The organism is Sphingomonas melonis, from assembly GCF_013409985.1.
GTDB classification, from domain to species: domain Bacteria; phylum Pseudomonadota; class Alphaproteobacteria; order Sphingomonadales; family Sphingomonadaceae; genus Sphingomonas; species Sphingomonas melonis_A.
On record NZ_JACCBY010000001.1, the window covers coordinates 244,830 to 269,959 of the forward strand.

Sequence of the window (25,130 nt, forward strand, 5' to 3'; positions counted from 1 at the left end):
CCGTCCGTCAGGCCATTTGGGAGCTTCTATGCCGAGCCTTTTCGAACCGATCCAGTTAGGCGATATCCACGCCGCCAACCGCGTGCTCATGGCGCCGCTCACCCGCGGCCGCGCCACCGACGACCATGTGCCTACCGACATCATGGTCGATTATTATCGCCAGCGCGCCGGCGCCGGCCTGATCATCACCGAAGGCACCGGCGTCAGCCGCCAGGGGCTGGGCTGGCCGAACGCTCCGGGCCTCTGGACCGACGCGCAGGTCGAGGCATGGAAGCCGGTGACCGCGGCGGTGCACGAGGCGGGCGGCAAGATCGTCGCGCAGATCTGGCATATGGGCCGGCTTGCCCGCCCGGACGTGATCGGCATGACGCCGCTGTCGTCCTCGGCGACGCGTGCGCCCTATCACAAGCCCGAAAATCCCTATGCCGAGGCGCAGGCGGCGACGCTCGACGACATCAAGCGCGCGCAGGACGAATATGCCGATGCCGCGACCAACGCGCTGCGCGCCGGGTTCGACGGCGTCCAGATCCATGGCGCCAATGGCTATCTGATCGACCAGTTCCTGCGCGACAACACCAACCTGCGCGACGACGATTATGGCGGCAGTCCGGAGAACCGCATCCGCTTCATGCGTGAAGTGGTGGCGCGGGTGACCGACGCGGTCGGCGCCGGCCGCACCTCGATCCGCCTGTCGCCCAACGGCGAGACGCAGGGCGCCGACGACAGCGATCCCGCCAGCGTCTTCGTGCCCGCCGCCGCGGCGCTCGACGCGCTCGGCATCGGCTTCCTCGAACTGCGCGAACAGGCGCCCGACGGCACCTTCGGCAGCACCGACGTGCCCAAGCTCAGCCCGCAGATCCGCCAGGTGTTCAAGCGCCCGCTGATCCTCAACCAGGATTATACGCTGGCGCAGGCGCAGGCCGATCTCGACTCCGGGCTGGCCGACGGCATCGCCTTCGGTCGCAAGTTCATCGCCAACCCCGATCTGGTCGAACGCCTGCGTCGCGGCGCCCCGCTTGCCGAGGACAATCAGGCGACCTGGTATTCGAAGGGGCCGGAAGGGTACATCGATTACCCGGCGCTCGAGACCGAGGCGGCGTAACCCAATTCCTCCCTCGCTTCGGCGGGAGTGCAAGGTTGGATTGCCCACCGGCGATCCAAGATCATGCCGGCGGCCTGATCAACCTTGCACTGGGGACCGCCCGGCCCAGCCGGGTGGCGGAGGGGGCGTCGCTGCATACGACGCAGTTCGCCGTTTCCTCCCCCTCCGTCAGGCCTCTGGCCTGCCACCTCCCCCTGGCGGGGGAGGAACAGAGCGCTACCGCCCGAGATGCGGCACGAGCCGCTTGAGATCGGCCGGCGCCAGCCGCCGCACGTCGAGCGCGTCGACCCCTGCGACCAGCACCGCGCCGAGCCGCCGCTCGCCGGTGTCGATCAGGATGCCCTCCGCGGTCGACCGCAGCGCACCCCAGGACACTTCGCGAACCGCGATTCCCGCGCCCTGACGCGTCATCACCGCGACCCGCCCGGCGCGGTCGACCGCCAGTGCGCCGCCGCCGTCGGCCCCGACCACCGCACCCTGCGTATCGAAGCCGGACAGCGCGCGCTCGGCGGCCTCCGCCGCCTCCTCGGGGCTGACGATGCGCGGCTTGCGCCGGCCGCGCAGCGCCAGCACGACGCCGAGCGTCACCGCTATCGCGACCACCGCCGCACCGACCGCGATCCAGATTTCCCGATCGGTCACGTCCGTCACGCTCCGCCGGCGAGCGCGTCCAGCGTCGGCTTCATGCCGGCAAGGTCGTAGCCCGCACCGCGCGCCTGCGCGACGAGCAGCTCGGGGTCGCGCCCCGCCTTGGCCGCGGCGAGCGCCCACAGGTTGCAGCTGCGCGTCCCCGACCGGCAATAGGCGAGCACCGGCCCGTCGGCCGCGGTCAGCGCCGCCGCCATCGCGTCGATCTGCGGGTGCGAGAAGCCGGCATGCGTCACGGGGATCGCGCTATAGGCGAGGCCCGCCGCCTCCGCCGCGGCGCGGATCGTGTCGCCGCTCGGCTGACCGCCTTCCTCGTCGTCGGGGCGGTTGTTGACGATCGCGACGAAACCCGCCGCCTTGATCGCCGCGATATCCTCGGGAGCGATCTGCGGGGCGACGCTGATCCGGTCGTTGATGCTGCGAATGTCGGCCATCCGGTGGCATTACGCGATCAGCCGTGGCGCGTCAGCTATTTTGGTCGCGATCGAACCGATTGCACAGACTTTTTTAAGCAAGAACGGCTCAGCCGTGCGACCGGATCACGTCGAGGAAGGCGTCGCCATAGGCATCGAGCTTGCGCGCGCCGATGCCCGACAGGTGCATCAGCTCGGCGCGGCTGGTCGGCCGCTGCGCCGCCATCTCGCGCAGCACCGAATCGTGGAAGATGACGTACGGCGGCACCCCCGCCTCCTTGGCAAGGTCGCGCCGGCACGAGCGCAGCGCCTCGAACAGCGGATTGTCCGCCGGATTGGCGGCGACGCCGGCATCGCGCTTGCGGCCGCCGCGCGCGCGCTTGGGCGGCACGACCAGCATCACCTGCTGCCCTTCCTTGAGGATCGGCCGCGCGCCGGGGCCGAACTCCAGCCCGCCATGCGCATTGGTGCGCAGCGCGTCGCGCAGCAGCAGCGCGCGCGCCACCGGCTTGATCAGCGCCGCCTCCTCGCCGTCGACGATCCCCCAGACCGACAGCGACTCATGCCCGCGATCGACGCTGCGCTCGGTCGACTGGCCGAGCAGCACCTGCTCGACATAGCCGGCCCCGAACATCTGCCCGGTGCGGAACACCGCCGACAGGAACTTCATCGCGGTCTGCGTCGCGTCGACCGCATCGGGACTGCCAAGGCAATTGTCGCAATTGCCGCAATCCTCCTGCCGGTCCTCACCGAAATGCTTGAGCAGGATGCGGCGGCGGCAGCCCGCGGTCTCGACCAACGCGCCGAGCGCTGCCAGCCGCGCGCGCTCGCCCGCCTGCCGCTCGGGCTCGACCTCGCCGATCCGCTGGCGGGCGCGGGCGAAATCCTCCGCGCCCCAGAACAGATGCGCCACCGCCGGGTCGCCGTCGCGCCCGGCGCGGCCGGTCTCCTGATAATAAGCCTCGATCGATTTGGGCAGGCCGGCATGCGCGACGAAGCGGACGTCGGGCTTGTCGATCCCCATGCCGAACGCCACCGTCGCGCAGATCACCATATCCTCAGACGCGACGAAATCGGCCTGATTCTTCTGGCGGATGTGCGTCTCGAGCCCGGCATGATAGGCGCGGGTCGGCCGTCCGGTGCGGCTCAACGCCTCGGCGAGCTTCTCGGTCGCGGCGCGGGTCTGCGCATAGACGATGCCGGGGCCGGGGGTGGCGGCGATGACGTCGGCGATCTGCTTGGTGGTGTTCGCCTTGGGAGTGATCGCATAGCGGATATTGGGCCGGTCGAACCCCGAGACGATCAGCCCGTCCGCGGGAATGCCGAGCTGCTGCAATATGTCGCTGCGGGTATGCGCGTCGGCGGTCGCGGTCAGCGCCAGCCGCGGCACCTCGGGAAAGGCGTCCATCAGCGGCGCGAGCAGCCGGTAATCGGGGCGGAAATCGTGACCCCATTCGCTGACGCAATGCGCCTCGTCGATCGCGAACAGGCTCAGCTTTGCGCTCGCCAGCAGCTCGCGGAAATGGCCGGTCGAGGCACGTTCGGGTGCGATATAGAGCAGGTCGAGCTCGCCGGCGCGGAAGCGCGCGATCGATTCGGCGCGATTCTGGTCGGCGCTGGTCAGCGTCGCGGCGCGGATGCCGACCGCCTCGGCGGCGCGCAGCTGGTCGTGCATCAGCGCGATCAGCGGCGAGACGACGACGCACGTCCCCTCCATCATCACCGACGGCAATTGGTAGCAGAGCGACTTGCCCGCGCCGGTCGGCATCACGCCGAGCGTCCGCTGCCCCGCCAGCACGCGGCTGACGACATCCTCCTGCACGCCACGGAACGCAGGGAAGCCGAAGACGCGCGACAATGTAGGCAGGGGATCGGGGATCATCACCGCGCCATGTAGGGGCAGGGGCCGCCAGCGTCGACCCGCGCCCGGCTCATTCCGCCGCGAGCGCGCCCTCGCTGGCGCCCGGCACATCCTCGTCCTGCTCCTGCGCCTGGCGCGCCCACATTTCGGCATAGACGCCGCCCAGCCGCAGCAGCTCGGCATGCGTGCCGCGCTCGGCGACATGGCCGCCGTCGAGTACGACGATCTGGTCGGCATGGATCACCGTCGACAGGCGGTGCGCGATGACGATCGTCGTGCGGCCGCGCTCGATCGCTTCCAGCGTGTCGAGGATCTCCGCCTCGGTGCGGCTGTCGAGCGCACTCGTCGCCTCGTCGAGGATCAGGATCGGCGGGTTCTTGAGCAACGTGCGCGCGATCGCGACGCGCTGCTTCTCGCCGCCCGACAGCTTCAGCCCGCGCTCGCCGACGCGCGCGTCATAGCCCTCGGGCTGGCGCTCGATGAAGCCGGCGATCGCCGCGCCCGATGCGGCCGCCTCCACCTCGGCACGGCCGGCGCCCTCGCGGCCGTAGGCTATATTGTAGCCGATCGTGTCGTTGAACAGCACCGTGTCCTGCGGGACGATGCCGATCGCGGCGCGCAGGCTCGCCTGCTGGACGTCGCGGATGTCCTGGCCGTCGATCGTGATCCGCCCCTCGGCGACGTCGTAGAAGCGGTACATCAGCCGCGCGAGCGTCGACTTGCCCGCGCCCGACGGCCCGACCACCGCCAGCGTGCTGCCCGCGGGCACGTCGAGGTCGAGACCCTTCAGTATCTCGCGATCGGGATCGTAGCCGAAGCGTACGCCCTCGAAACGAACATGGCCCTTGGCGATCTTCAGCGGCTCGGCGCCGGGGGCGTCGACGACCTCGGCCGGCGTGTCGATCAGCGCGAACATGCTCGCCATGTCGATCACGCCCTGGCGGATCGTACGATAGACCATGCCGAGCAGGTCGAGCGGCCGGAACAGCTGCGACAGCAGGGTCGAGACGAAGACGACGTCGCCCGCCGAGAAGCTGCCGCGGCTCCAGCCCCAGGCGACATAGGCCATGCCGGCGCCGAGCATCAGGTTGGTGATCAGCGCCTGACCGACGTTGAGCCAGGCGAGACTGTTCTCGGACTTGGTCGCCGCCGCCGCATAAGCGGAGATCGCCGCGTCGTAGCGGCGCGCCTCGCGCTCCTCGGCGCCGAAATATTTGACCGTCTCGAAGTTGAGCAGCGAATCGACGGCATGCGCGACCGCGCCGGTGTCGAGGTCGTTCATCTGCGCGCGCAAGGCGTTGCGCCAGTCGGTCACCTTCTGCGTGAACAGGATGTAGATCGCGACCATCGCCACCGTCGCCGCGACCAGCGGCCAGCCGAAGCTGTGCCAGAAGATACCGAGCACCATCACCAGTTCGAGCAACGTCGGCGCGATGTTGAACAGCAGGAAATAGAGCATCGTGTCGATGCTCTTGGTGCCGCGCTCGACCACCTTGGTGACCGCGCCGGTGCGCCGTTCGAGGTGGAAACGCAGTGACAGGCCGTGGAGGTGACGAAACACGTTCGCCGCCAGCCGCCGCGTCGCATCCTGCCCAACGCGCTCGAATACCGCATTGCGGAGGTTGTCGAACAGCGTCGTCGCGAAGCGCGCGGCGGCATAGCCGACGACCAGCAGGATCACGATCGTCGCGACGCCGCGGTCGCCGATCGCCATCCGGTCGACCGCATATTTCAGCGTATAGGCGGCGCCGAACACCTGGACGATCTTACTCATCACGACGAGCGTCATCGCCCCGACGATGCGCGCCTTCAGCCCCGTCTGACCCGCCGGCCACAGATAGGGCAGGAAGCGGCGGAGCGTCGGCAGCAGGGGCTGGTCGGCGCGGGTATGGCTGGTCGGATCGGCTGGAGGCATCGCGCCCTATGTAGGCCCGGCACCCCGCGGGGGAAAGCAAGCCGACGGAACATAGTGCCGCCCTCGCGGATTTTACTATCCGGAAGCGAGGCGATTATGGAACCGCTGTTCTACGTCATGGCGATCATGGGCTGCGCGGACGGCAATGTCCAGTGCACCGAAGCACGGGTCATCCCGACACATTATACGTCGATGGCGCAATGCCGCGAGGCGCTGCCCGAGCAACTCGCGCGGAATACCGATGTGCCGTATCCGATGATCGGCGCGGCGTGCCGCACGGCGGGTGCGCAGGTGGCGAAGGCCGAGAGCAAGACCAAGCGGTCGTAACGTCATTCCTCTCTCGCAAAGCGGGGGGGGGGGCTGCCCGGCTTAGCCGAGTGGTGGAGGGGACGTTTCCTCTAACGCAAACTGCGCCGTATATTTGCCCTTCGTCAGGCCTTCGGTCTTGCCCCCTCCCTCTCGTGGGCCGGGCGATCGCCTCTGCCTGAGGCGGTGAGGTTCGGTCGACATCCCCATTAGGTTCGTCACCCCGGACTTGTTCCGGGGTCCACCCAGCCGCAAGAGAATGGTGTCCAATCAAGCCGTTCCCCTCGCCGCAGAGTGGACCCCGGAACAAGTCCGGGGTGACGGGGTGAGCTTGGAAGCCGGCGCGCTCGAATAACGGTTCAAAGGCGACAGCCCTGCGCCCCTAGCGGCAGAGACGCTATCTGGGCCGCCGCCACAAGCCCGGATCGCGCGGCACCTCGACCAGCGCCATCCGCCCCCTCGCCTCCACCGCCGCCCGGGCGATGAAGCGCAGCTTCTCCCCCTTCGACGTCGTCACCCGCGCATCCCACGCTCGCTCGCCGCGCGCCGCGACCTTGCGGCCGATCGCGCCATAGATCTGCGCCGCCGCCAGCACCGCCCAGGCCGAGCGGAACGACAGCGCCCGCGTTCCTATCCGCGCGCTCGCCTCGAACTGCGCGGCGTGATCGGTCAGCCGCCGCGCGAGGATCGCCAGCGCCGGTCGATGCTCCGCCGCCATCACCGCATCCGGTGCGATCCCCATCTCCCCCAGCCAGTCGGTCGGCAGATAGCAGCGCCCGGCCTGAGCATCTTCGTCGATATCGCGCGCGATATTGGCGAGCTGGAATGCCAGGCCGAGGTCGCACGCCCTGTCGAGAACCGCATCGTCGTCGGGCGACACCCCCATGATCACCGCCATCATGCAGCCGACCACCCCGGCGACATGATAGCAATAGCGCAGCAGATCATCCTCGGTCCTCGGCCGCCAGCCATCGCCGTCGAGCCGGAACCCCTGGATGAGGTCGTGCGCGAACCGGGGCGGCAGCCGGGTCTCTGCGGCGACGACGCGCAGCGCGTCGAATGCGGGCACGCCGATTACCCGTCCGGCGAGCGCCGCGTCGGTCAGCGCCGCCATCGCCGCGATCCGTTCGGGCGCGTTCTCGACCACCGACATGGTGTGGCCGTGATCCTGGCCGTCGGCGATGTCGTCGCAGGCGCGGCACCAGGCGTAGAGCAACCACGCGCGTTCGCGCGTGGCGTGGTCGAACAACAGGCTCGCCGCGGCGAAGCTCTTCGAGCCGCGCGCGATCGATTCGTGCGCGGTGGCGACGATCGCGTCGCGCGTCGGGCCGGGGCTAGAGGTCAGACGTCTTCATCCGGACGATCGGCTGCGTCGGCACGTGCGCGGCCATCTTGGCGAGCAGCCCGTCGAGCGTGTCGTCGACGATCAGCAGGTCGCGATGCTGCGGGCGCAGGAAGCCGACCTCCGCCGACTTCTCCCAGAAGGCGATGAGGTGGTCGTAATAGCCCGCGACGTTGAGCAGGCCGACCGGATCGGTGTGATAGCCGAGCTGCGCCCAGCTCAGCGCCTCCCACAGTTCGTCCATCGTGCCGGTGCCGCCGGGGATGGTCACGAAGCCGTCGGCGAGATCGGTGAACAGCGCCTTGCGCGCATGCATGCCGGCGACGACGTGCAGTTCGGTGAGGCCGCGATGCGCCACCTCGGCATCGACCAGCGCCTGCGGGATCACGCCGATCACCTCGCCGCCCGCCGCCAGCGCGCCATCGGCCACCGCGCCCATCAGTCCCAGCCGGCCGCCGCCATAGACGACGCAGATGCCGCGCTCCGCGAGCGTTCGTCCGATCGCGCGGGCCGATTCGATATAGACCGGATCGGTGGGGGTGGCAGAGCCGCAATAGATGGCGAGGCGTTTCATGGCCGTGCCGCTACGCCAGCGCGCGCCGGGGGACAAGCCGCTCTCATTCGGCGGCGTTCGCGCGCACGTCCTCGGGCAGCGCCCAGATCAGGTCGCCCTGGCCGAGGACCCGGCCGTCATGCGCCTGGACCGCAACCGGCGCGATCGGCCGCCGGTCGCGCGTGTCGACGAGGATCGGGAAGGCGGGCTCGCCGAGTTCCCAGCGTTCGCCCCATTGCCGCAGCGCGACCATCGTCGGCAGCAGCGCATGGCCCTTGTCGGTCAGCGTATAGCGGATCTTGCGGCGATCCTTGGGCAGCGGCTCGCGCTGCAGGATGCCGTGGTCGACCAGCCGCGCCAGCCGGTTGGCCAGGATGTTGCGGGCGATGCCGAGTTCGGCCTGGAACGCCTCGAAATGATGCAGGCCGTTGAAGGCGGCGCGCAGGATCAGGAACGACCAGCGCTCGCCCATCGCTTCCAGCGCCGCGGGCAGGCTGCAGCCGCGCAGCGATTCCCGCAATCTCGCCGGCTGTGCCGGTGTCGTCATGATGATCCTCTCTCAGCAGGAACGGCCTTAGCGGATATCGGCGCGGACCGCGACGCCGCCGTTGCCGGCCTGCGCGCGGGCACCGTCCGGTCGAAATAGTTCGCCGGGTCGTAACAATATGTTGCAAAGCGGCACGACCCTACCCCATGTGGTGCGCGTGCTACGGCAATATGAACTGGTCGACCGCGTGCTCGACTATGACCCGGATGCGGACGAGGCGCTGCTCAACCGCGCCTACGTCTTTTCGATGCAGGCGCATGGCAGCCAGAAGCGGGCGAGCGGCGATCCCTATTTCAGCCATCCGATCGAGGTGGCGGGTATCCTCACCGACCTGAGGCTCGACGACGAGACGATCGCCACCGCGATCCTCCACGACACGATAGAGGATACCGTGGCGACCCCGGAGGAGATCACCCGGCTGTTCGGCGGCAATGTCGCGCGGCTGGTCGACGGCGTCACCAAGCTCAGCAAGATCGAGGCGCAGACCGAGAACGAGCGCGCCGCCGAGAATCTGCGCAAGTTCCTGCTCGCGATGTCGGACGACATACGTGTGCTGCTGGTCAAGCTCGCCGACCGGCTGCACAACATGCGCACGCTCCATCATATCGCCAAGCCCGAGAAGCGGCGGCGCATCGCGAAGGAGACGATGGACATCTACGCGCCGCTCGCCGAGCGGATCGGGATGTACGAGTTCATGAAGGAGATGCAGACGCTCGCCTTCGAACAGCTCGAGCCGGAAGCATACGAATCGATCAGCAAGCGGCTGGAGCAGCTCAAGACCGGCGGCGGCGACCGGATCGCCAAGATCGCCTCCGGCTTGAAATTGCTGCTGGGGCGCGCCGGCGTCGAGGCCGAGGTGACGGGCCGCGAGAAGCATCCCTATTCGATCTGGCGCAAGATGAGCGAGCGCCACATCAGCTTCGAGCAACTGTCCGACGTGATGGCGTTCCGCGCCATCGTGCCGACGGTGGAGGATTGCTACCGCACGCTCGGCATCATCCACCGGCGCTGGCCGATGGTGCCGGGGCGTTTCAAGGATTACATCTCGACCCCGAAGCGCAACGGCTATCGCTCGCTGCACACCAGCGTGATCCACGCCGACAATGCGCGCATCGAGATCCAGATCCGCACCGCCGACATGCATGCCGAGGCCGAGTTCGGCCTCGCCGCGCACTGGGCGTACAAGGAAAAGAAGGTCCGCGCCGACAGCCAGCACAGCTGGATCGCCGACCTCGTCGAGATCCTCGAGACCGCAGGGTCACCCGAGGAGCTGCTCGAACACACCCGCATGGCGATGTACCAGGATCGCATCTTCGCCTTCACGCCGAAGGGCGAGCTGATCCAGCTGCCGAAGGGCGCGACGCCGATCGATTTCGCTTATGCGGTCCACACCGACCTCGGCGACCAGGCAGTCGGCGCCAAGATCAACGGCCGCGTCGTGCCGCTGTCGACGGTGATCGAAAACGGCGACCAGGTGCAGGTGCTGCGGTCCAAGGGGCAGGTGCCGCAGCCCGGCTGGCTCAATTTCGCGATCACCGGCAAGGCGCTCGCCGGCATCCGCCGCCATCTGCGCCATCGCGAGCGCGACGAGCTGATCGCGCTCGGCCGCAAGCTGTACGACGATATCGTCCGCCGCCTGCCCGCGCAGCTCGGCACCGATGCGCTCGACCATGCCCTGTCGCGGCTCAACCTCGGCGACGAGGCGGCGCTGATGACCGCGATCGCGCGGCGGACGATCTCGGACCATGCCGTGATGGAGGCGCTGATGCCGGGCTCCGCGGGGGCCGATGTCGGGCTGATCGCGCCGCAATCCACCGCGATTTCGATCAAGGGGCTCACCCCCGGCGTCGCCTTCGACCTCGCCGAATGCTGCCATCCGGTGCCCGGCGACCGGATCGTCGGCCTGCGCCGTCCCGACGCGGGGATCGAGGTGCATGCGATCGACTGCCCGGTGCTTGCCGAGCTTGCCGAGCGCGGCACCGACGAGACCGACTGGGTCGATGTCGACTGGGGCGACAAGAGTGACGGCGCGGTCGCGCGCATCGGCGTGCAGGTGAAGAACGAGCCCGGCGCGCTCGGCGTCGTCTCGACGATCATCGGCGCGCACCGCGCCAACATCATCGCGCTGCGGCTCGATACGCGCGATTCGATGTTCCACACCAACGTGATCGACGTCGAGGTCCACGACATCCAGCAATTGATGCGACTGATCGCGGCGCTGCGCGCGGCGGATGCGGTGAATTCGGTGGAGCGGGTGTGATCCTTCGATACGATCCGCTGCCGAAGTTCGGCGGATCTATCGTTCTTGCACTATAGTTGGCGTTCCGAACATCTTTAACGCACTTAGGCTTCCGCAAATGTCGACGGCATTTAGAATGCCGTCGACAAGTTTAATTACTGATTTGTCTCTTGGCCTGGCTCTACAGTCAACGACCAATTGTAGTAAGCGGTTTGAGTTATAGAACATTTGGGGTATGGATTTCCCGCATATCGGCTTGAAACTGCGCGAGATTTTTTCGCAGTCTCTGACAGAAAGCTAAGTCAGAAATGACATGTCTTAGTGTTCTTATCATCCGTCGTAAACGAGGCGTCAAATTCCAGCTCCGTATATCTCCCATGGCCTGCATAGTTCATTCGCAGTCTGCCACTCGATCCTTTGCCCGGCGCGACCGTATCTGCGATGCGATCGACGATGGTCCCGTCGTCGCGTTCCGTTCCATAACGCCCGGACCATGTGAGGTTCGAAACCGTCACCGGTAAAGTCGTGTTGTTGACGAGCGTTATCCAGATGTTGGCATTCGAGGTCGTCTGACAAGCCGCGATCGAGGGTGTGCACATCGCCGCGATCAATGCGCATGCGGCGATGATCCATCGTTTTGCAAACGTCATTTCACTTCTCCCTTCTCCAATTGCATCCGCCGCAGCTTCTCTGCTAATTCCGGCCAGATGTTCCGAAACAGCTTGTTGATGTCATAATCTTCTCGATCGACGTGGACGAGAAGATCTCCCCAATAGTTAATCGTTGTGCCACGGAGTGCGCCGGCACTTAGGAGTGCCCCGCGTATATCCATATTGTGGAATTGCGTACCGGCAAACTTCGCGCCACGGAAACCGGTATTCTCGACCATCCCATTCGTAGAAGCCGCCGATCCTGACCGGAAGGGGGTTTCCATAAGTGGCACACGGTAGGCGTGCCACCGGGAATGGCGTCGTCCGGCAGGGGAGATAAAGGCTTTTCGCCGCTTTTGACCCGACAGGATCTACGCCTGTTGTAACGGCGTATCCCAATCATGGCGTGCTTTGAGAAGCGCGGCCTCGGTCGACAATTCGGTAAGGCGCGCAACATATTGCGGATCTAATGCGCGCTTCTGGCCGAGTGGGGCTTTTGATCCCTGGATATTCCACCGCTGCGCGCGGTACGACGGTGTCAGATACGCAGTATATTGCCGATCATTGTCGCGACGGGCACGATATTGACGCAAATCTTCTAAAACTTTACGCGCGATTTGGTCTCGCGCATCCGCCGTCTTGGTCGATATCTTGCGGACAGGATTGCCCGGCGCTGGCTGATCGTCGGTCAAAACCACGTCAATCCGGCATTCCCGGTATAAAGTATGGCTTCCCATTTCTGCCAGATTTGCCTGCCATTCAGGCCAGATATTGCGAAACAGTTTTCCTAGATTATAGCTGTCACTTCCAATATGTGTGTTTTCACCCAACCAGTTAAAGACGGTGGCGCCACGAAACACACCATCGCTCACCAAGGCTTTGGCCATTTGCATGTTGCAAAAGGAAGCATTGTTGAAATTTGCACCCCGGAAATCGGTGCAGGCGACCATATCGCCGGGGGTCATGGTCGATTGGTTGCCATAGGCTCCCCTGATTTTCGGGCCATCGCTTGTGAATTTCGCGCCTGAGAAGTCGCAGCCGGAAAAGTCGATGCCAGCCATATCGCAATTTGAGAAATACGCTTTGCGAAAGCTTCTGTTTTTCGTCGACAGATCGGCGTTCCTGATCGACATGTTTACAAAGCTCAGTCTGGTGTCGCTATCGTGGAACGATGCACCATCGATGTTCGACCGGCAAAACCCGATCGATCCGCCAACGATGTGACTGAAATTTGCGTCCGATGCGTCTGCGCCACCAACCCATAAGCCTCCTATGACCCCCCGGAAGTCGGCTCGTTTCATGCTTCCATCGGTAAAGGAAATTCCTTCGATGCGATCTTCGTTGCGAGCGTTTCTGAGACACAGATCGTCCGCGATAAAATGACTTACCGTCATCGAGTGCTTGAAAATAACATCGGAGAAATCGGCTCTGGTCCAATTGACATTTTTGACGACGTAAGATTTTTCGTAGACGTACGTGGCGGTGGGCGGCAGCTGAAAGTTTCCATCAAACGTCGCGCCGGTGAACTTCGCCTCGGTAAAGTTTCCGTTGTCGAGATCGGTCTGGTCGAAGCTTGCCTTGGTGAAGCTGGCGCCGGTGGCGGTGACGCCGTGGAGATTGGTGTTGCTGAATTTGGCGCCGTCGAATTTCGCGCCGGTCAGCGTCGCGCCGCTGAGGTCGATCCCCGACAGATCCTTGCCGGTCAGATCGGCACCGGTGAGATCGGCGCCACGCAGATCGAGCTTGGTGAGATCGACCGTGCGCAAATCCTGGCCGTGCAGGTCCAGCTTGGGCGGTGGTGGTGGCGCCTTTGCAGGCGTCTGGCCGGTCTTGGCAGCGCCTTGTTCGGTCAGCACCACGGTTGCGGCGTTGCCGGAGAGACGCTTGATTCCCTGCGCGCCGGGTTTGGCGTCGGCCGCCGCGGTCTTGGTCGTATCGGCGGGTGGGGCGGTCTTCGGTTTTGAAGAATCGCCCGTTTGCACCGGCGTCGTCGTCGCACTGTTGCTGATGATCATCGCGTACGATCCCTTCGCGCATCCACCTACCGATCATTATAGATGAGAGATAAGGCATTGTCCGGGTCGAGACGAAGACTCCGATACAAGTAATGGGAAGAATGCGACTCTTCTTTGCTTCGTAGAATGCGGCGGAGAGCCGTCTCTCTATCGCTCGATTCCATCGTTGATCAGATCTGATCGAGTCTCGCCAGCGGAAAGTAGATTTCATTTGTGCGACCATGAGCAAATCTGCGCAGTTCTTGCCGGCCGTTTATGCCGTTGCTGGATCCAAGGCAGCCGGACGATATCGCCAGACCGATGTGGCGCGCGACCGGGGCGCGCGAGGGGAATGTGGTCCGGTGGTCGAACGGGTGCAACCACGGGCGTGATCGGATAGAGGTCGCTTAACACCTTGGCGCGGACGTGCCGCTGCCCCACATGGGCGGCTACCGATTACGAAGGAGCATGACTTGGCCACGCTAGGAATGTCGCCCGCCGACAAGCAGGCGATCGAGGCTTTCCGCCGCGACGTCGTCGAACCGTCGATGACGTCCCTCGTCATCATCGATTTCTGGGCGGAATGGTGCGGGCCGTGCAAGGCGCTGGGGCCGACGCTGGAGAAGGTCGCCGCCGCTTATGCCGACAAGGGCGTGGTGCTCGCCAAGATCGACACCGACAAGAACCAGTTCATCGCCGCGCAATTCCAGATCAAGTCGATCCCGACGGTCTATGCGATGTTCCAGGGCCAGCTCGTCGCCGACCTGACCAGCGCGCGCACCGAATCGCAGCTGCGCGTCATCCTCGACCAGTTGCTCAAGCAATTGCCGATTCAGCCGCCGGGCGCCGAGGCGGACGCCGAGATCGAGCCGCTGATCGCGATGGGCGAAGAGGTGCTGGCAAGCGGCGACGCCGAGCGGGCGCTGTCGATCTTCGATCAACTGTTCGAGATGGCGCCCGACAATCCCGCCGTCCTGTCCGGCCGCATCCGGGCACTGGTCGCGGCGGGGCTGACCGACGATGCGCAGGCGGCAATCGACGCCTTGCCTGCGGATGTCAGGGATGCCGGCATCGACCGCGCCAAGGCTGCGCTCGCGCTGGCGCAGAGCGCGCCGCCGGTGGAGGATTTCGCCGGTCTCGCCGCCGAGGTCGCCGCCAACCCGGACGATCACGAGCGCCGCTTCGCGCTCGCCAACGCGCAGATGGCGGCGGGCGACCGCGATGCCGCGGCGGACAATCTGCTCCACATCGTCGCCGCCGATCGCGGCTGGAACGACGGTGCCGCGCGCCAGCAGCTGCTCAAGTTGTTCGAGGTGGTCGGGCTGGAGGACCCTTGGGTTTCGGCGCAGCGCCGCCGCCTGTCCGCGATCCTGTTCGGATGACCGACGCCCCGACCATCCTCGGGCGCCTGTCGATCTTCCCGCTGCCGGGGGCGTTGCTGTTCCCCGGCATGCACCTGCCGCTGCACATCTTCGAACCGCGCTACCGCGCGATGGTGAGCGACGCGATGGTGCGCGACCAGCGGATCGGCATGATCCAGCCGATGCACGGCAGCAGCCGCAACGATGCGCTCTACGCCATCGGCTGCGTCGGCAAGATCGCCGAGGTCGAGGCGCTCGACGACGGTCGCTACAATCTGGTGCTGGAGGGCGTCGCGCTGTTCCGCGTGCTGCGCGAGCTGGAGGTGACGACGCCGTTCCGCCAGGTCGAGGCGGAACTGTTGCCCGCGATCGAGGACGACAGGCTGTCGCTGGGGCGCCGCTCGTCGCTCGAACTCGAATCGCGCCGCTTCGCCGATGCGCAGGGGTATAGCGTCGACTGGGAAGCGGTCAGCCGGCTCGACGACGAGAGTCTGGTCAACGGCATCGCGCAGATCGCGCCGTTCGACGCCGCGGCGAAGCAGGCGCTGCTCGAAGCGCCCACGATCGAGACGCGCGCCGAGCTGATCATCCAGCTGATGCAATTCTTTGGCCGGCATGACGGCGAGGACCGGGTGACGCTGCAATGAGTGCGACGATCGATCCGTGGCTGCTCGAGCGGCTGGTCTGCCCGGTGACGCGGCAGCCGCTGCGCTACGACGCCGAGCGGCAGGAGCTGGTGTCGGACGCGGCGGGCCTCGCGTATCCCATTCGCGACGGTGTGCCGGTGATGCTGGAAGAGGAAGCGCGACGGCTCTGAGGGGACCGAAAGCCCCCCCCCGGTCGTCCGCCTGCGGAACCCGGGCTTGGGCTCCGTACGAACGGTCGCTCATTCCATCTCGAGGATCACCTGGTCCACCGCCAGGCTGTCGCCGGTCGCCGCCGACACCGTCTTCACCCGCCCCGATTTTTCGGCGCGCAGGATGTTTTCCATCTTCATCGCCTCGACCACGGCGAGCGGCTGCCCGGCCTCGACCGCGTCGCCGGCCGCGACGTCGAGCCGGACGAGCAGCCCCGGCATCGGCGCGATCAGGAAGCGTGACAGGTCGGGCGGCACCTTCTCGATCAGATGCTGCGCATAGGGCGCGGCATGCGCGGGCAGCACGCGCGCGACATGGCTGGCGCCGCGCGTCGTCAGGCGGAAGCCGCTGCGCACCGGCGCGATGCGGACGGTGAGATGCTCGTCCTCGCCGATCTCGGCTTCGACCATCCGGTCGCCCGGCGTATATTCGAGCGCGATGTCGAGCGCGTCGCCGTCGACGACGATGCCGTCCGTCGCGATGGCGACGTCATGGTCCTCGCCGTCGATCCGCACCGCCCAGGCCGAGGGCGGCGGCAGGCGCCGGCCGAGCTGGCCGTCGATCCGCCGCGCGCGATCCGCATGCGCGGTCGCGGCAAAGGCGGCGATCGCGGCGAGCGTGCGCGTGAGGTCGGCGCCGGCGGGCGCGCCGTGGAAGCCGTCGGGATATTCCTCGGCGATGAAGCCGGTGGTGATCGCCCCCGAGCGGAAGCGCGGATGCTGCATCAGCGCCGAGAGGAAGTCGATATTGGTCCCCGGCCCCTCGATCTCGAAGGCGTCGAGCGCGGCGATCTGCGCGTCGATCGCCGCCTCGCGCGTCGGCGCCCAGGTGATCAGCTTGGCGATCATCGGATCGTAGAACATGCTGACCTCGCCGCCCTCGGCGACGCCGTCGTCGATGCGGACGCGGGCGTCCTGATCCTCGCCGGGCTGGGGCGGATTGTAGCGCACCAGCCGCCCGATGCTCGGCAGGAAGCCGCGATAGGGGTCCTCGGCATAGACGCGGTTCTCGATCGACCAGCCGGTGATGCCGACCTGATCCTGGGTGATGCCCAGCGGCTCGCCGGCGGCGACGCGGATCATCTGTTCGACGAGATCGAGCCCGGTGATCTCCTCGGTCACCGGATGCTCGACCTGCAGCCGCGTGTTCATCTCGAGGAAGTAGAAGCCCTGGCCGCTGGTATCCGCGCCCGAGACGATCAGCTCGACCGTGCCGGCGCTGTAATAGCCGACCGCGCGGGCGAGCGCGACCGCCTGTTCGCCCATCGCCTTGCGCATCGCCGGCGTGACGAAAGGCGAGGGCGCCTCCTCGACCACCTTCTGGTGGCGGCGCTGGATCGAGCATTCGCGCTCGTTGAGGTAGAGGATCGTGCCGTGCTGGTCGCCCAAGACCTGGATCTCGATATGGCGCGGCGATTCGATGAACTTCTCGATGAAGACGCGATCGTCGCCGAAGCTCGCCAGACCTTCGCGCTTGGTCGCCTCGAAGCCTTCGCGCACGTCCTGCTCGCTATACGCCAGCCGCATGCCCTTGCCGCCGCCGCCGGCCGACGCCTTCATCATCACCGGGTAGCCGATGTCGGAGGCGATGCGCACCGCCTCGTCGGTATCGGCGATCTCGCCGAGGAAGCCGGGGACGACGTTGACCCCCGCCGCCTTGGCGAGCTTCTTCGATTCGATCTTGTCGCCCATCGCCGCAATGGCGTTCGGCGGCGGCCCGACGAAGGCGATCCCCGCCTCGGCGCAGGCGCGCGCGAAGCTCTCGCGTTCGGAGAGGAAACCGTAGCCCGGGTGGATGCAATCGGCGCCGGTCTCGCGCGCGGCGAGCAGGATCAGCTCGGCCTTGAGATAGCTCTCCGCCGCCGGCGCCGGCCCCAGCCGCACCGCCTCGTCCGCCATCAGCACATGGGGGCTGCGCGCATCGGCATCCGAATAGACCGCGACGGTGGCGATCCCCATCCGCTTGGCGGTGCGCATGACGCGGCAGGCGATCTCGCCGCGATTGGCGACCAGGATTTTCTTGAACATCCTCAACTCTCCTCCCGCTTGGCGGACGGCCGGGAGCCGGTCCGCCTGCGGGTTTGATGGTTTTCGGGGGAGCGCCCCCCGGCGGGCTATTCGGCCGCCACCCGCATCGGCTCGGCGCTTTCCATCGGCGTCAGGCCGAGCTTGGCGAACAGCGCGGCGTCGGCGCTGTCGCCGGCGTTGCCGGTGGTCAGCAATTTGTCGCCGGTGAAGATCGAATTGGCACCGGCCATGAAGCACAGCGCCTGCGTCGCCTCCGACATCGATTCACGGCCGGCGGACAGGCGCACCATGCTCAGCGGCATGGTGATCCGTGCCACCGCGACGGTGCGGACGAACTCGATCTCGTCGATCCGGGCCATCGGCGTGTCCGCCAGCATGTCGCCGAGCGGCGTGCCCTTCACCGGCACCAGGGCGTTGACCGGCACGCTCTCGGGATGACGCGGCAGGGTGGCGAGCGCATGGACGAAGCCGACACGGTCGGCGCGCGTCTCGCCCATGCCGACGATGCCGCCGCAGCAGACGTTGATCCCGGCGTTGCGGACGTTCTCCAGCGTGTCGAGCCGGTCCTGGAAGGTGCGCGTCGTGATGACGTTGCCGTAATTCTCGGGCGAGGTGTCGATATTGTGGTTGTAATAGTCGAGCCCGGCGGCGGCGAGCTGCTGCGCCTGTTCCGGCTCCAGCATGCCGAGCGTCATGCACGTCTCCATCCCCATGGCGCGCACGCCCTCGACCATCGCGACGATCGCCGGCATGTCGCGCGGCTTGGGGTTGCGCCACGCCGCGCCCATGCAGAAGCGCTGCGATCCGGCCGCCTTTGCCGCTGCCGCAGCGGCGAGCACCGCGTCGACCTGCATCAGCTTGGCCGCCTTGAGCCCGCTGTCCGACGAGGCGGATTGCGAACAATAGCCGCAATCCTCCGGGCATCCGCCGGTCTTGATCGACAGGAGCGTGCACAGCTGCACCTCGGACGGCGCGTGATGCGTGCGGTGGACGGTCTGCGCCTGGTACATCAGTTCGTCGAACGGCAGGTCGAACAGCGCGGCGATTTCGTCGCGGGTCCAGTCGGTACGGGTCATTCTGGGGAATCCTGTGGCGGCATATTGTGACCGAGCAGCCGTAGCACATCCTCGGCAGCGGTGATGAGATTGGTGCCGGGACCGAAGATCGCCTGCACGCCGGCATCGCGTAAGCCCTGATAGTCCTGCGCGGGGATGACGCCACCGGCGATCACCTTGATATCGGCGCGGCCGGCGTCGCGCAGATGGCCGATCAGTTCGGGGATCAGCGTCTTGTGCCCGGCGGCGAGGCTGGACGCGCCGACGACGTCGACGTCCTTCTCGACCGCGAGCGTCGCGGCTTCCTTGGGGGTCTGGAACAGCGGCCCCGGCACCACCTCGAAGCCGAGATCGCCGAACATGCTGCTGACCAGATTGGCGCCGCGATCGTGACCGTCCTGTCCCATCTTGGCGACGAGCATCCGCGGCTTGCGGCCCAGCCGCCGTTCAGTGGCGGCGACGCCGTCCTCGAGTCGCCGCCAGCGCGCATCGTCGGCATAGGCGCCGCCGTAGATGCCCTTGACCGGGGTCGGCTGCGTGCCGAAGCGGCCGAATACGTCCTCCATCGCGCTGCTGATCTCGCCGAGCGTCGCGCGGGCGCGGGCGGCGTCGACGGCGAGCGCGAGGAGGTTCTCGGAGCCGCGCGCGCCCTCACGCAGCGCATCGAGCGCCGCGCGGCACGCCGCCTCGTCGCGGCTCGCCTTGACGCGTTCGATGCGGCGGACCTGCGCCTCGCGCACCGCGACATTGTCGACGTCGAGGATGTCGATCGGGTCCTCGTCGGCCTTGCGGTATTTGTTCACCCCGACGATCACGTCCTCGCCGCGGTCGACCCGGGCGGCGCGCGCGGCGGAGGCTTCCTCGATCATCGCCTTGGGCCAGCCCGCCGCGACCGCCTTGGCCATGCCGCCCTCGCGCTGGATGCGCTCGATGATCTCCCACGCGCCGTCGACGAGGCTCTGGGTCAGGCTCTCGACATAATAGCTGCCGCCGAGCGGATCGACGACCTTGGTCATCCCGGTCTCTTCCTGGATGACGATCTGCGTGTTGCGCGCGATCCGCGCAGAGAAATCGGTGGGCAGCGCGATCGCCTCGTCGAGCGCATTGGTGTGCAGCGACTGGGTGCCGCCGAGCATCGCCGCCATCGCCTCGATCGTCGTGCGCATGACGTTGTTGTACGGGTCCTGCTCGGTCAGCGACACGCCCGAGGTCTGGCAATGCGTGCGCAGCATCTTGCTGCGTTCGTCCTTCGCGCCGAGCTCGGTCATCGCACGATGCCACAGCACGCGCGCGGCGCGCAGCTTGGCGATCTCCATGAAGAAATTCATGCCGATCGCGAAGAAGAAGCTCAAACGCCCGGCGAATTGGTCGATGTCGAGTCCGGATGCGACGCCGTATTTCACATATTCCATGCCGTCGGCGATGGTGAAGGCAAGCTCGTGGAGCTGCGTCGCCCCCGCCTCCTGCATGTGATAGCCGCTGATCGAAATGCTGTTGAACTTGGGCATCTCGCGGCTGGTGTAGCCGAAGATGTCGCTGATGATCCGCATGCTCGGCTCGGGCGGGTAGATATAGGTGTTGCGGACCATGAACTCCTTGAGGATGTCGTTCTGGATGGTCCCGTCGAGCAATTTGCGGTTGACGCCCTGTTCTTCTCCCGCGACGATGAAGAAGGCGAGGATCGGGATCACCGCGCCGTTCATCGTCATGCTGACGCTCATCTGGTCGAGCGGGATGCCGTCGAACAGGATCTTCATGTCCTCGACGGTGTCGATCGCGACGCCCGCCTTGCCGACGTCGCCGGTGACGCGCGGATGGTCGCTGTCATAGCCGCGATGCGTCGCCAGATCGAAGGCGACCGACAGCCCCTTCTGCCCGGCGGCGAGATTGCGGCGGTAGAAGGCGTTCGATTCCTCGGCGGTCGAGAAGCCGGCATATTGGCGGATCGTCCACGGCCGGCCGGCATACATCGATGCGCGCACGCCGCGGGTGAACGGCGCGAAGCCGGGCAGGCCCGGATCGACGGGCGCATCGGCGGCGGTGTAGAGCGGCTTGACGGCGATGCCCTCGGGCGTGTGCCAGATGAGGTCCTTGCCCTTCACCTCCTTCGCGGCGGCGGCCTGCCAGTCGGCGAGGCTCGGCTGCGGCGTCGGTTCGGGTGCGGCGGGCAGGGCAGGGGCGACGCCGCTGTCCTCGCCGGTATTGACCTCAATGTCCGGCACGTGGCGTCTCCATCAATTCGACCAGCACACCGCCCATGTCCTTGGGATGGACGAAGACGATCGGCGTGCCGTGTGCGCCAATCCGCGGTTCGCCGAGCACGCGTGCGCCCTTGGCGGTGAGATCGGCGATCGCGGCGTGGATGTCGGCGACTTCGAAACACAGGTGATGCTGGCCGCCGGCAGGATTGCTGCGCAGGAAGCCGGCGATCGGCGAGCTTTCGTCATAGGGCTCGATCAGCTCGATCTGCGTATTGGGCGTGTCGATGAAGCACACTTTCACCCCCTGCGCGGGCAGGTCGAAGGGCTCGCCGATCGCGGTCGCGCCGAGCAGGGTGCGATACGTCTCGATCGACCGCGCGATCGACGGCGTCGCGATGCCGACATGGTTGAGGCGGCCCAACGGCGCGCGGTCCGTCATTCCTCGATCCGCCGCTGCCGCGTCGCCAGCGCGGCACCCTCGATCACGCCTTCGAGCCGGCTGACCCGATCGCGCAACGCGGCATGCGCTTCGGCCAGTGCCGCGAGCCGTCCGCTCTGACTGGTGACCATGTCCTTGAGCTGGCGTACGTCTTCTTGCAGCAAAAGGACGTTGCGAAGCGCCTTCATCGTCTCGCCGATGAAACTCATTGCCGCGGTCCTTCGCCGGAGAGTACCGCATCGACCACGGCGTTCGCACGATGGATGTTGGCGATCGCGTCCTTGATGTCGGCGCGCATACGGGGAACGGCCTCGTTCACCTCGCGGACCAGCGCCGCGAGTTGCTGTTCGTCTTCATCCGCTGCGGCCTGCGCGATATATATCGCCGACGCCTCGCGCACGACATGACCGACGGACATGCCGCTGTTGCGCGCGAACGCATCGAGCGCCGCCTTGTGATCGGGGGTGGTCAGAAAGGTCACGCGTTCGGTCCGCATGAGTCTTCTCCTTCACATGTGCTTATAATGTTCAGGAGAGGGGCTCACAACGGGATGTTGTCGTGCTTCTTCCACGGGTTCTCCAGCGCCTTGCCCTTGAGCTTGCGCAGGCCCAGCGCGATGCGGCGGCGGGTGGAATGCGGCTGGATCACCTCGTCGATGAAGCCCTTGCTCGCCGCGACGAAGGGATTGGCGAAGCGCGCTTCATATTCGGCGGTGCGCTCGGCGATCTCCTCGGGGGTGCGGCCGCGGAAGATGATCTCGACCGCGCCCTTGGCGCCCATCACCGCGATCTCGGCGGTCGGCCAGGCATAATTGAGGTCGCCGCGCAGATGCTTGGAGGCCATCACGTCGTATGCGCCACCATAGGCTTTCCGCGTGATGATGGTGATCTTCGGCACGGTCGCCTCGGCATAAGCGAACAGCAATTTGGCGCCGTGCTTGATGATGCCGTTATGCTCCTGCGCGGTACCCGGCAGGAATCCCGGCACGTCGACGAAGGTGACGATCGGAATATCGAACGCGTCGCAGAAGCGGACGAAGCGCGCCGCCTTCTTCGAGCTGTTGATGTCGAGCACGCCGGCGAGCACCATCGGCTGGTTGGCGACGACGCCGACCGTGCGCCCCTCGATCCGGCCGAAGCCGGTGATGATATTGGCGGCATGCGTCGGCTGCGTCTCGAAGAAGTCGCCCTCGTCGACCGTCTTCCGGATCAGCTCGTGCATGTCATAGGGCTGGTTGGCCGAGGCCGGCACCAGCGTGTCGAGGCTCGGCTCGAGCCGGTCCCAGGCGTCGGCGGTCGGCCGTTCGGGGACGCTCTCGCGGTTCGATGCGGGCAGGAAGTCGATGAAGTCGCGCGCGGCGAGCAGCGCCTCGATATCGTTCTCGAACGCATTGTCGGCGACCGAGGTCTTGGTCGTGTGCGTCACCGCACCGCCCAGGGCCTCCTGCGTCACCACCTCGTTGGTCACCGTCTTGACCACGTCGGGGCCGGTGACGAACATATAGCTCGAATCCTTCACCATGAAGATGAAGTCGGTCATCGCCGGGGAATAGACCGCGCCGCCTGCGCACGGGCCCATGATCAGGCTGAGCTGCGGCACCACGCCGCTGGCGAGGACGTTGCGCTGGAACACCTCGGCATAGCCGCCCAGGCTGGCGACGCCCTCCTGGATGCGCGCGCCGCCCGAATCGTTGAGGCCGATCACCGGCGCGCCGACCTTGAGCGCGGTGTCCATCACCTTGCAGATCTTCTGCGCATGGCGTTCGGACAGCGAGCCGCCGAAGACGGTGAAATCCTGGCTGAAGACATAGACCAGACGGCCGTTGATCGTCCCCGATCCGGTGACGACGCCGTCGCCCGGGATCACCTGGTCCGCCATGCCGAAGTCGACGCAATTGTGCTCGACGTACATGTCGATTTCTTCGAACGACCCTTCGTCGAGCAGGATTTCCAACCGCTCGCGGGCCGTCAACTTGCCCTTGGCGTGCTGCGCCGCGACCCGCTTCTCGCCGCCGCCCGCTCTGGCGGCGGATCGGCGGCGTTCGAGTTCGGTCTGCGTGGATGACATACACTCTCCTGGCCCTTCTTCGCCGGTCCTGGCCCATGCCCGCAACTGTGGTTTTGCAAAATTGCAACGGAGCAGTTTGCAAACTAAGGGGCGGCATGGCCCAGCAACCGCCCCGTGCGCGTATCTTCGCCGGCGACCGGGTGCGCGATCTGCGTGCGCGGCTGTCGCTCAGCCAGACCGCGCTCAGCCGGCGGATCGGCATCTCGACCAGCTATCTCTCGCAGATCGAGAGCGGCGACCGGCCGATCACCGGCGGCGTGCTCGGCGCGCTGGCGCGGGCGTTTCCGCTCGACTGGGTCGAGATCGCGCCCGAGGACGACAGCGTCGCGCTGGTCGGCGCGCTGGAGGCGGGGACCGACCCGTCGGTGCCGGCGGCATTGCTCGACGAGGGCGATGTCCTGCGCGGGCTCAAGCAGCAGCCGCTGCTGGCGCGGCGGATGATCGCGCTCCACGCCGCGCTGCGCCGGTCGCAGGAGCAGTTGCGCGTGCTCGACGACCGCGTCGATGCGCAGGGGAGCCAGCCGCACCTGCTGCCGTGGGAGGAGGTGCGCGACTGGTTCCAGGGCATGGGCAATTACATCGATCCGCTCGATCGCTTCGCCGAGGCGCTGGCGGACGCTCTGCCGCCGGGGCGGGCGCTGGTCGACCGGTTGCAGGCGGCGCACGCGGTGCGGGTGATCGACGACGGCATCGCCGCCCCGCTGCGCGCCTATGACGCCGCGGCGGGAACGCTGACGATCGACGGCGCGCAGCCGATCGAGACGCGGCATTTCCAGCTCGCGCACCAGCTGATCCGGCTGGAGGCGGCGGCACTGATCGAGGGGATCGTCGCCGGCGCGCCGCTGCGCTCCGATGCGGCGCGCGAGTTGCTGCGCGTCGGCCTCGCCAATTATGGCGCGGGCGCGCTGCTGATGCCCTATGCCCGCTTCCGTGCGGAGGCGCGTACGCGGCGCCACGACGTCGATGCGCTGCGCCAGCGGTTCGGGGTGAGCTTCGAACAGGTGTGCCACCGCCTGTCGACCTTGCAGCGGCCCGGCCTGCCCGGCGTGCCGTTCTTCTTCTGCCGGATCGACATGGCCGGCAACATCACCAAGCGCCATTCGGCGACGCGGCTGCAATTCGCGCAATATGGCGGCGCCTGCCCGCTGTGGGTGGCGCATGAGGCGGTGGCGATCTCCGACCGGATCCTCGTCCAGGTCGCCGAGATGCCCGACGGCGCGCGCTACGTGTCGATGGCCAAGGGGCTGGTCAAGGCGACGTCGAGCTACCGCCGCATGCCGCGCCGCTATGCGGTGGTGCTCGGTTGCGAGGTCGAACATGCCGCCGCCTTCATCTACGGCGACGGGCTCGACCTCGCCGGCGCCGACAGCGCGACGCCGATCGGCCCGTCCTGCCGCATCTGCCCGCGCCGCGACTGCGACCAGCGTGCCTTCCCGCCGGCAGGACGCGAGCTGCTCGTCGATCCCGACCGCCGCTCGATCGTGCCTTATGGTTTCGACTGAGCGCGGGGGTTTCCCGACATCGGCGTCTCGGGCAGGAGGGGCAAAAGCGGA

The 25,130-nt window shown here is 66.8% G+C and carries 24 protein-coding genes; 7 read left to right on the forward strand and 17 right to left on the reverse strand.

Translation table 11 applies throughout. The features are described from left to right. The first annotated feature begins 28 nt into the window (after window positions 1-28). The gene (locus tag HD841_RS01275) at window positions 29-1,102 is read left to right on the forward strand and encodes an alkene reductase (RefSeq protein ID WP_179507079.1); all 1,074 of its coding nucleotides are present in this window, start codon (window positions 29-31) and stop codon (window positions 1,100-1,102) included. Window positions 1,103-1,318: 216 nt separating this feature from the next. Here HD841_RS01275 and HD841_RS01280 read toward each other — a convergent pair whose 3' ends face one another. The 4 genes from HD841_RS01280 to HD841_RS01295 all read right to left on the reverse strand — a co-directional run bounded on the left by HD841_RS01280 (window position 1,319) and on the right by HD841_RS01295 (window position 5,939). After that, complete coding sequence (locus HD841_RS01280; protein WP_179507080.1) at window positions 1,319-1,744, reverse strand: hypothetical protein; 426 nt, start codon at window positions 1,742-1,744, stop codon at window positions 1,319-1,321. A 5-nt stretch (window positions 1,745-1,749) separates the two neighbouring features. After that, window positions 1,750-2,184, reverse strand: coding sequence for a TIGR01244 family sulfur transferase (locus HD841_RS01285; protein WP_179507081.1), 435 nt, complete (start codon window positions 2,182-2,184; stop codon window positions 1,750-1,752). 88 nt (window positions 2,185-2,272) lie between these two features. Beyond that, window positions 2,273-4,045, reverse strand: a complete 1,773-nt coding sequence (gene recQ, locus HD841_RS01290; RefSeq protein ID WP_179507082.1) for a DNA helicase RecQ — start codon at window positions 4,043-4,045, stop codon at window positions 2,273-2,275. Window positions 4,046-4,094: 49 nt separating this feature from the next. Further along, window positions 4,095-5,939, reverse strand: coding sequence for an ABCB family ABC transporter ATP-binding protein/permease (locus HD841_RS01295; protein WP_179507083.1), 1,845 nt, complete (start codon window positions 5,937-5,939; stop codon window positions 4,095-4,097). Window positions 5,940-6,035: 96 nt separating this feature from the next. Here HD841_RS01295 and HD841_RS01300 point away from each other — a divergent pair, with 96 nt between their 5' ends. Beyond that, the gene (locus HD841_RS01300; RefSeq protein WP_179507084.1) at window positions 6,036-6,266 is read left to right on the forward strand and encodes a hypothetical protein; all 231 of its coding nucleotides are present in this window, start codon (window positions 6,036-6,038) and stop codon (window positions 6,264-6,266) included. 376 nt (window positions 6,267-6,642) lie between these two features. Here the strand turns inward: HD841_RS01300 and HD841_RS01305 are convergent, their stop codons facing one another. Genes HD841_RS01305 through HD841_RS01315 form a run of 3 tightly spaced genes read right to left on the reverse strand, consistent with a single transcriptional unit; the run spans window position 6,643 to window position 8,687 of the window. After that, entirely contained in the window at window positions 6,643-7,590 is a 948-nt protein-coding gene (locus HD841_RS01305) for a phytoene/squalene synthase family protein (protein WP_218845388.1), read from the reverse strand. Further along, window positions 7,580-8,161 (reverse strand): LOG family protein, encoded by a 582-nt coding sequence (locus tag HD841_RS01310; RefSeq protein WP_179507085.1) that lies wholly within the window; start codon window positions 8,159-8,161, stop codon window positions 7,580-7,582. The genes HD841_RS01305 and HD841_RS01310 overlap by 11 nt, the downstream gene beginning before the upstream one ends. Window positions 8,162-8,204: 43 nt before the next feature. Continuing rightward, window positions 8,205-8,687, reverse strand: coding sequence for a winged helix-turn-helix transcriptional regulator (locus tag HD841_RS01315; RefSeq protein WP_179507086.1), 483 nt, complete (start codon window positions 8,685-8,687; stop codon window positions 8,205-8,207). A gap of 157 nt (window positions 8,688-8,844) precedes the next feature. Between HD841_RS01315 and HD841_RS01320 the strand changes: the two genes are divergently transcribed. Beyond that, window positions 8,845-10,947, forward strand: coding sequence for a RelA/SpoT family protein (locus tag HD841_RS01320; protein WP_179507087.1), 2,103 nt, complete (start codon window positions 8,845-8,847; stop codon window positions 10,945-10,947). A gap of 281 nt (window positions 10,948-11,228) precedes the next feature. Here HD841_RS01320 and HD841_RS01325 read toward each other — a convergent pair whose 3' ends face one another. The 3 genes from HD841_RS01325 to HD841_RS01335 all read right to left on the reverse strand — a co-directional run bounded on the left by HD841_RS01325 (window position 11,229) and on the right by HD841_RS01335 (window position 13,591). Continuing rightward, on the reverse strand, window positions 11,229-11,576 hold the full coding sequence (locus tag HD841_RS01325) for a hypothetical protein (RefSeq protein WP_179507088.1): 348 nt from the start codon (window positions 11,574-11,576) through the stop codon (window positions 11,229-11,231). After that, a complete protein-coding gene (locus HD841_RS01330; protein ID WP_179507089.1) occupies window positions 11,573-11,815 on the reverse strand; it encodes a hypothetical protein in 243 nt (80 codons plus the stop codon). The genes HD841_RS01325 and HD841_RS01330 overlap by 4 nt, the downstream gene beginning before the upstream one ends. A gap of 132 nt (window positions 11,816-11,947) precedes the next feature. Beyond that, window positions 11,948-13,591, reverse strand: a complete 1,644-nt coding sequence (locus tag HD841_RS01335) for a pentapeptide repeat-containing protein (protein WP_179507090.1) — start codon at window positions 13,589-13,591, stop codon at window positions 11,948-11,950. 467 nt (window positions 13,592-14,058) lie between these two features. Here HD841_RS01335 and HD841_RS01340 point away from each other — a divergent pair, with 467 nt between their 5' ends. From HD841_RS01340 to HD841_RS01350, 3 genes are read left to right on the forward strand one after another with little or no spacing between them, the layout of a single operon-like run. Next, window positions 14,059-14,952, forward strand: a complete 894-nt coding sequence (locus HD841_RS01340) for a tetratricopeptide repeat protein (RefSeq protein WP_179508048.1) — start codon at window positions 14,059-14,061, stop codon at window positions 14,950-14,952. Next, the gene (locus HD841_RS01345; RefSeq protein ID WP_179507091.1) at window positions 14,949-15,578 is read left to right on the forward strand and encodes an LON peptidase substrate-binding domain-containing protein; all 630 of its coding nucleotides are present in this window, start codon (window positions 14,949-14,951) and stop codon (window positions 15,576-15,578) included. The genes HD841_RS01340 and HD841_RS01345 overlap by 4 nt, the downstream gene beginning before the upstream one ends. Then, on the forward strand, window positions 15,575-15,748 hold the full coding sequence (locus HD841_RS01350; protein WP_179507092.1) for a Trm112 family protein: 174 nt from the start codon (window positions 15,575-15,577) through the stop codon (window positions 15,746-15,748). The genes HD841_RS01345 and HD841_RS01350 overlap by 4 nt, the downstream gene beginning before the upstream one ends. Before the next feature lie 69 nt (window positions 15,749-15,817). Here the strand turns inward: HD841_RS01350 and HD841_RS01355 are convergent, their stop codons facing one another. From HD841_RS01355 to HD841_RS01385, 7 genes are all read right to left on the reverse strand, one after another. Then, on the reverse strand, window positions 15,818-17,815 hold the full coding sequence (locus tag HD841_RS01355) for an acetyl-CoA carboxylase biotin carboxylase subunit (protein WP_179507093.1): 1,998 nt from the start codon (window positions 17,813-17,815) through the stop codon (window positions 15,818-15,820). 86 nt (window positions 17,816-17,901) lie between these two features. Beyond that, complete coding sequence (gene bioB / locus HD841_RS01360; protein ID WP_179507094.1) at window positions 17,902-18,891, reverse strand: biotin synthase BioB; 990 nt, start codon at window positions 18,889-18,891, stop codon at window positions 17,902-17,904. Beyond that, window positions 18,888-21,041 carry a methylmalonyl-CoA mutase gene (scpA, locus tag HD841_RS01365; protein ID WP_179508049.1) on the reverse strand — a complete coding sequence of 718 codons (2,154 nt, stop codon included), beginning with the start codon at window positions 21,039-21,041 and terminating at the stop codon, window positions 18,888-18,890. The genes bioB and scpA overlap by 4 nt, the downstream gene beginning before the upstream one ends. Window positions 21,042-21,078: 37 nt before the next feature. Next, complete coding sequence (gene mce, locus HD841_RS01370) at window positions 21,079-21,510, reverse strand: methylmalonyl-CoA epimerase (RefSeq protein ID WP_179507095.1); 432 nt, start codon at window positions 21,508-21,510, stop codon at window positions 21,079-21,081. After that, a complete protein-coding gene (locus tag HD841_RS01375; protein ID WP_179507096.1) occupies window positions 21,507-21,719 on the reverse strand; it encodes a hypothetical protein in 213 nt (70 codons plus the stop codon). The genes mce and HD841_RS01375 overlap by 4 nt, the downstream gene beginning before the upstream one ends. Further along, on the reverse strand, window positions 21,716-22,006 hold the full coding sequence (locus tag HD841_RS01380; protein ID WP_179507097.1) for a hypothetical protein: 291 nt from the start codon (window positions 22,004-22,006) through the stop codon (window positions 21,716-21,718). Before HD841_RS01380 ends, HD841_RS01375 begins: the two co-directional genes overlap by 4 nt. A gap of 44 nt (window positions 22,007-22,050) precedes the next feature. Further along, entirely contained in the window at window positions 22,051-23,577 is a 1,527-nt protein-coding gene (locus tag HD841_RS01385; RefSeq protein WP_179507098.1) for an acyl-CoA carboxylase subunit beta, read from the reverse strand. A gap of 95 nt (window positions 23,578-23,672) precedes the next feature. Here HD841_RS01385 and HD841_RS01390 point away from each other — a divergent pair, with 95 nt between their 5' ends. Beyond that, window positions 23,673-25,079, forward strand: coding sequence for a helix-turn-helix domain-containing protein (locus tag HD841_RS01390; protein WP_179507099.1), 1,407 nt, complete (start codon window positions 23,673-23,675; stop codon window positions 25,077-25,079). The last annotated feature ends 51 nt before the right edge of the window (window positions 25,080-25,130 follow it).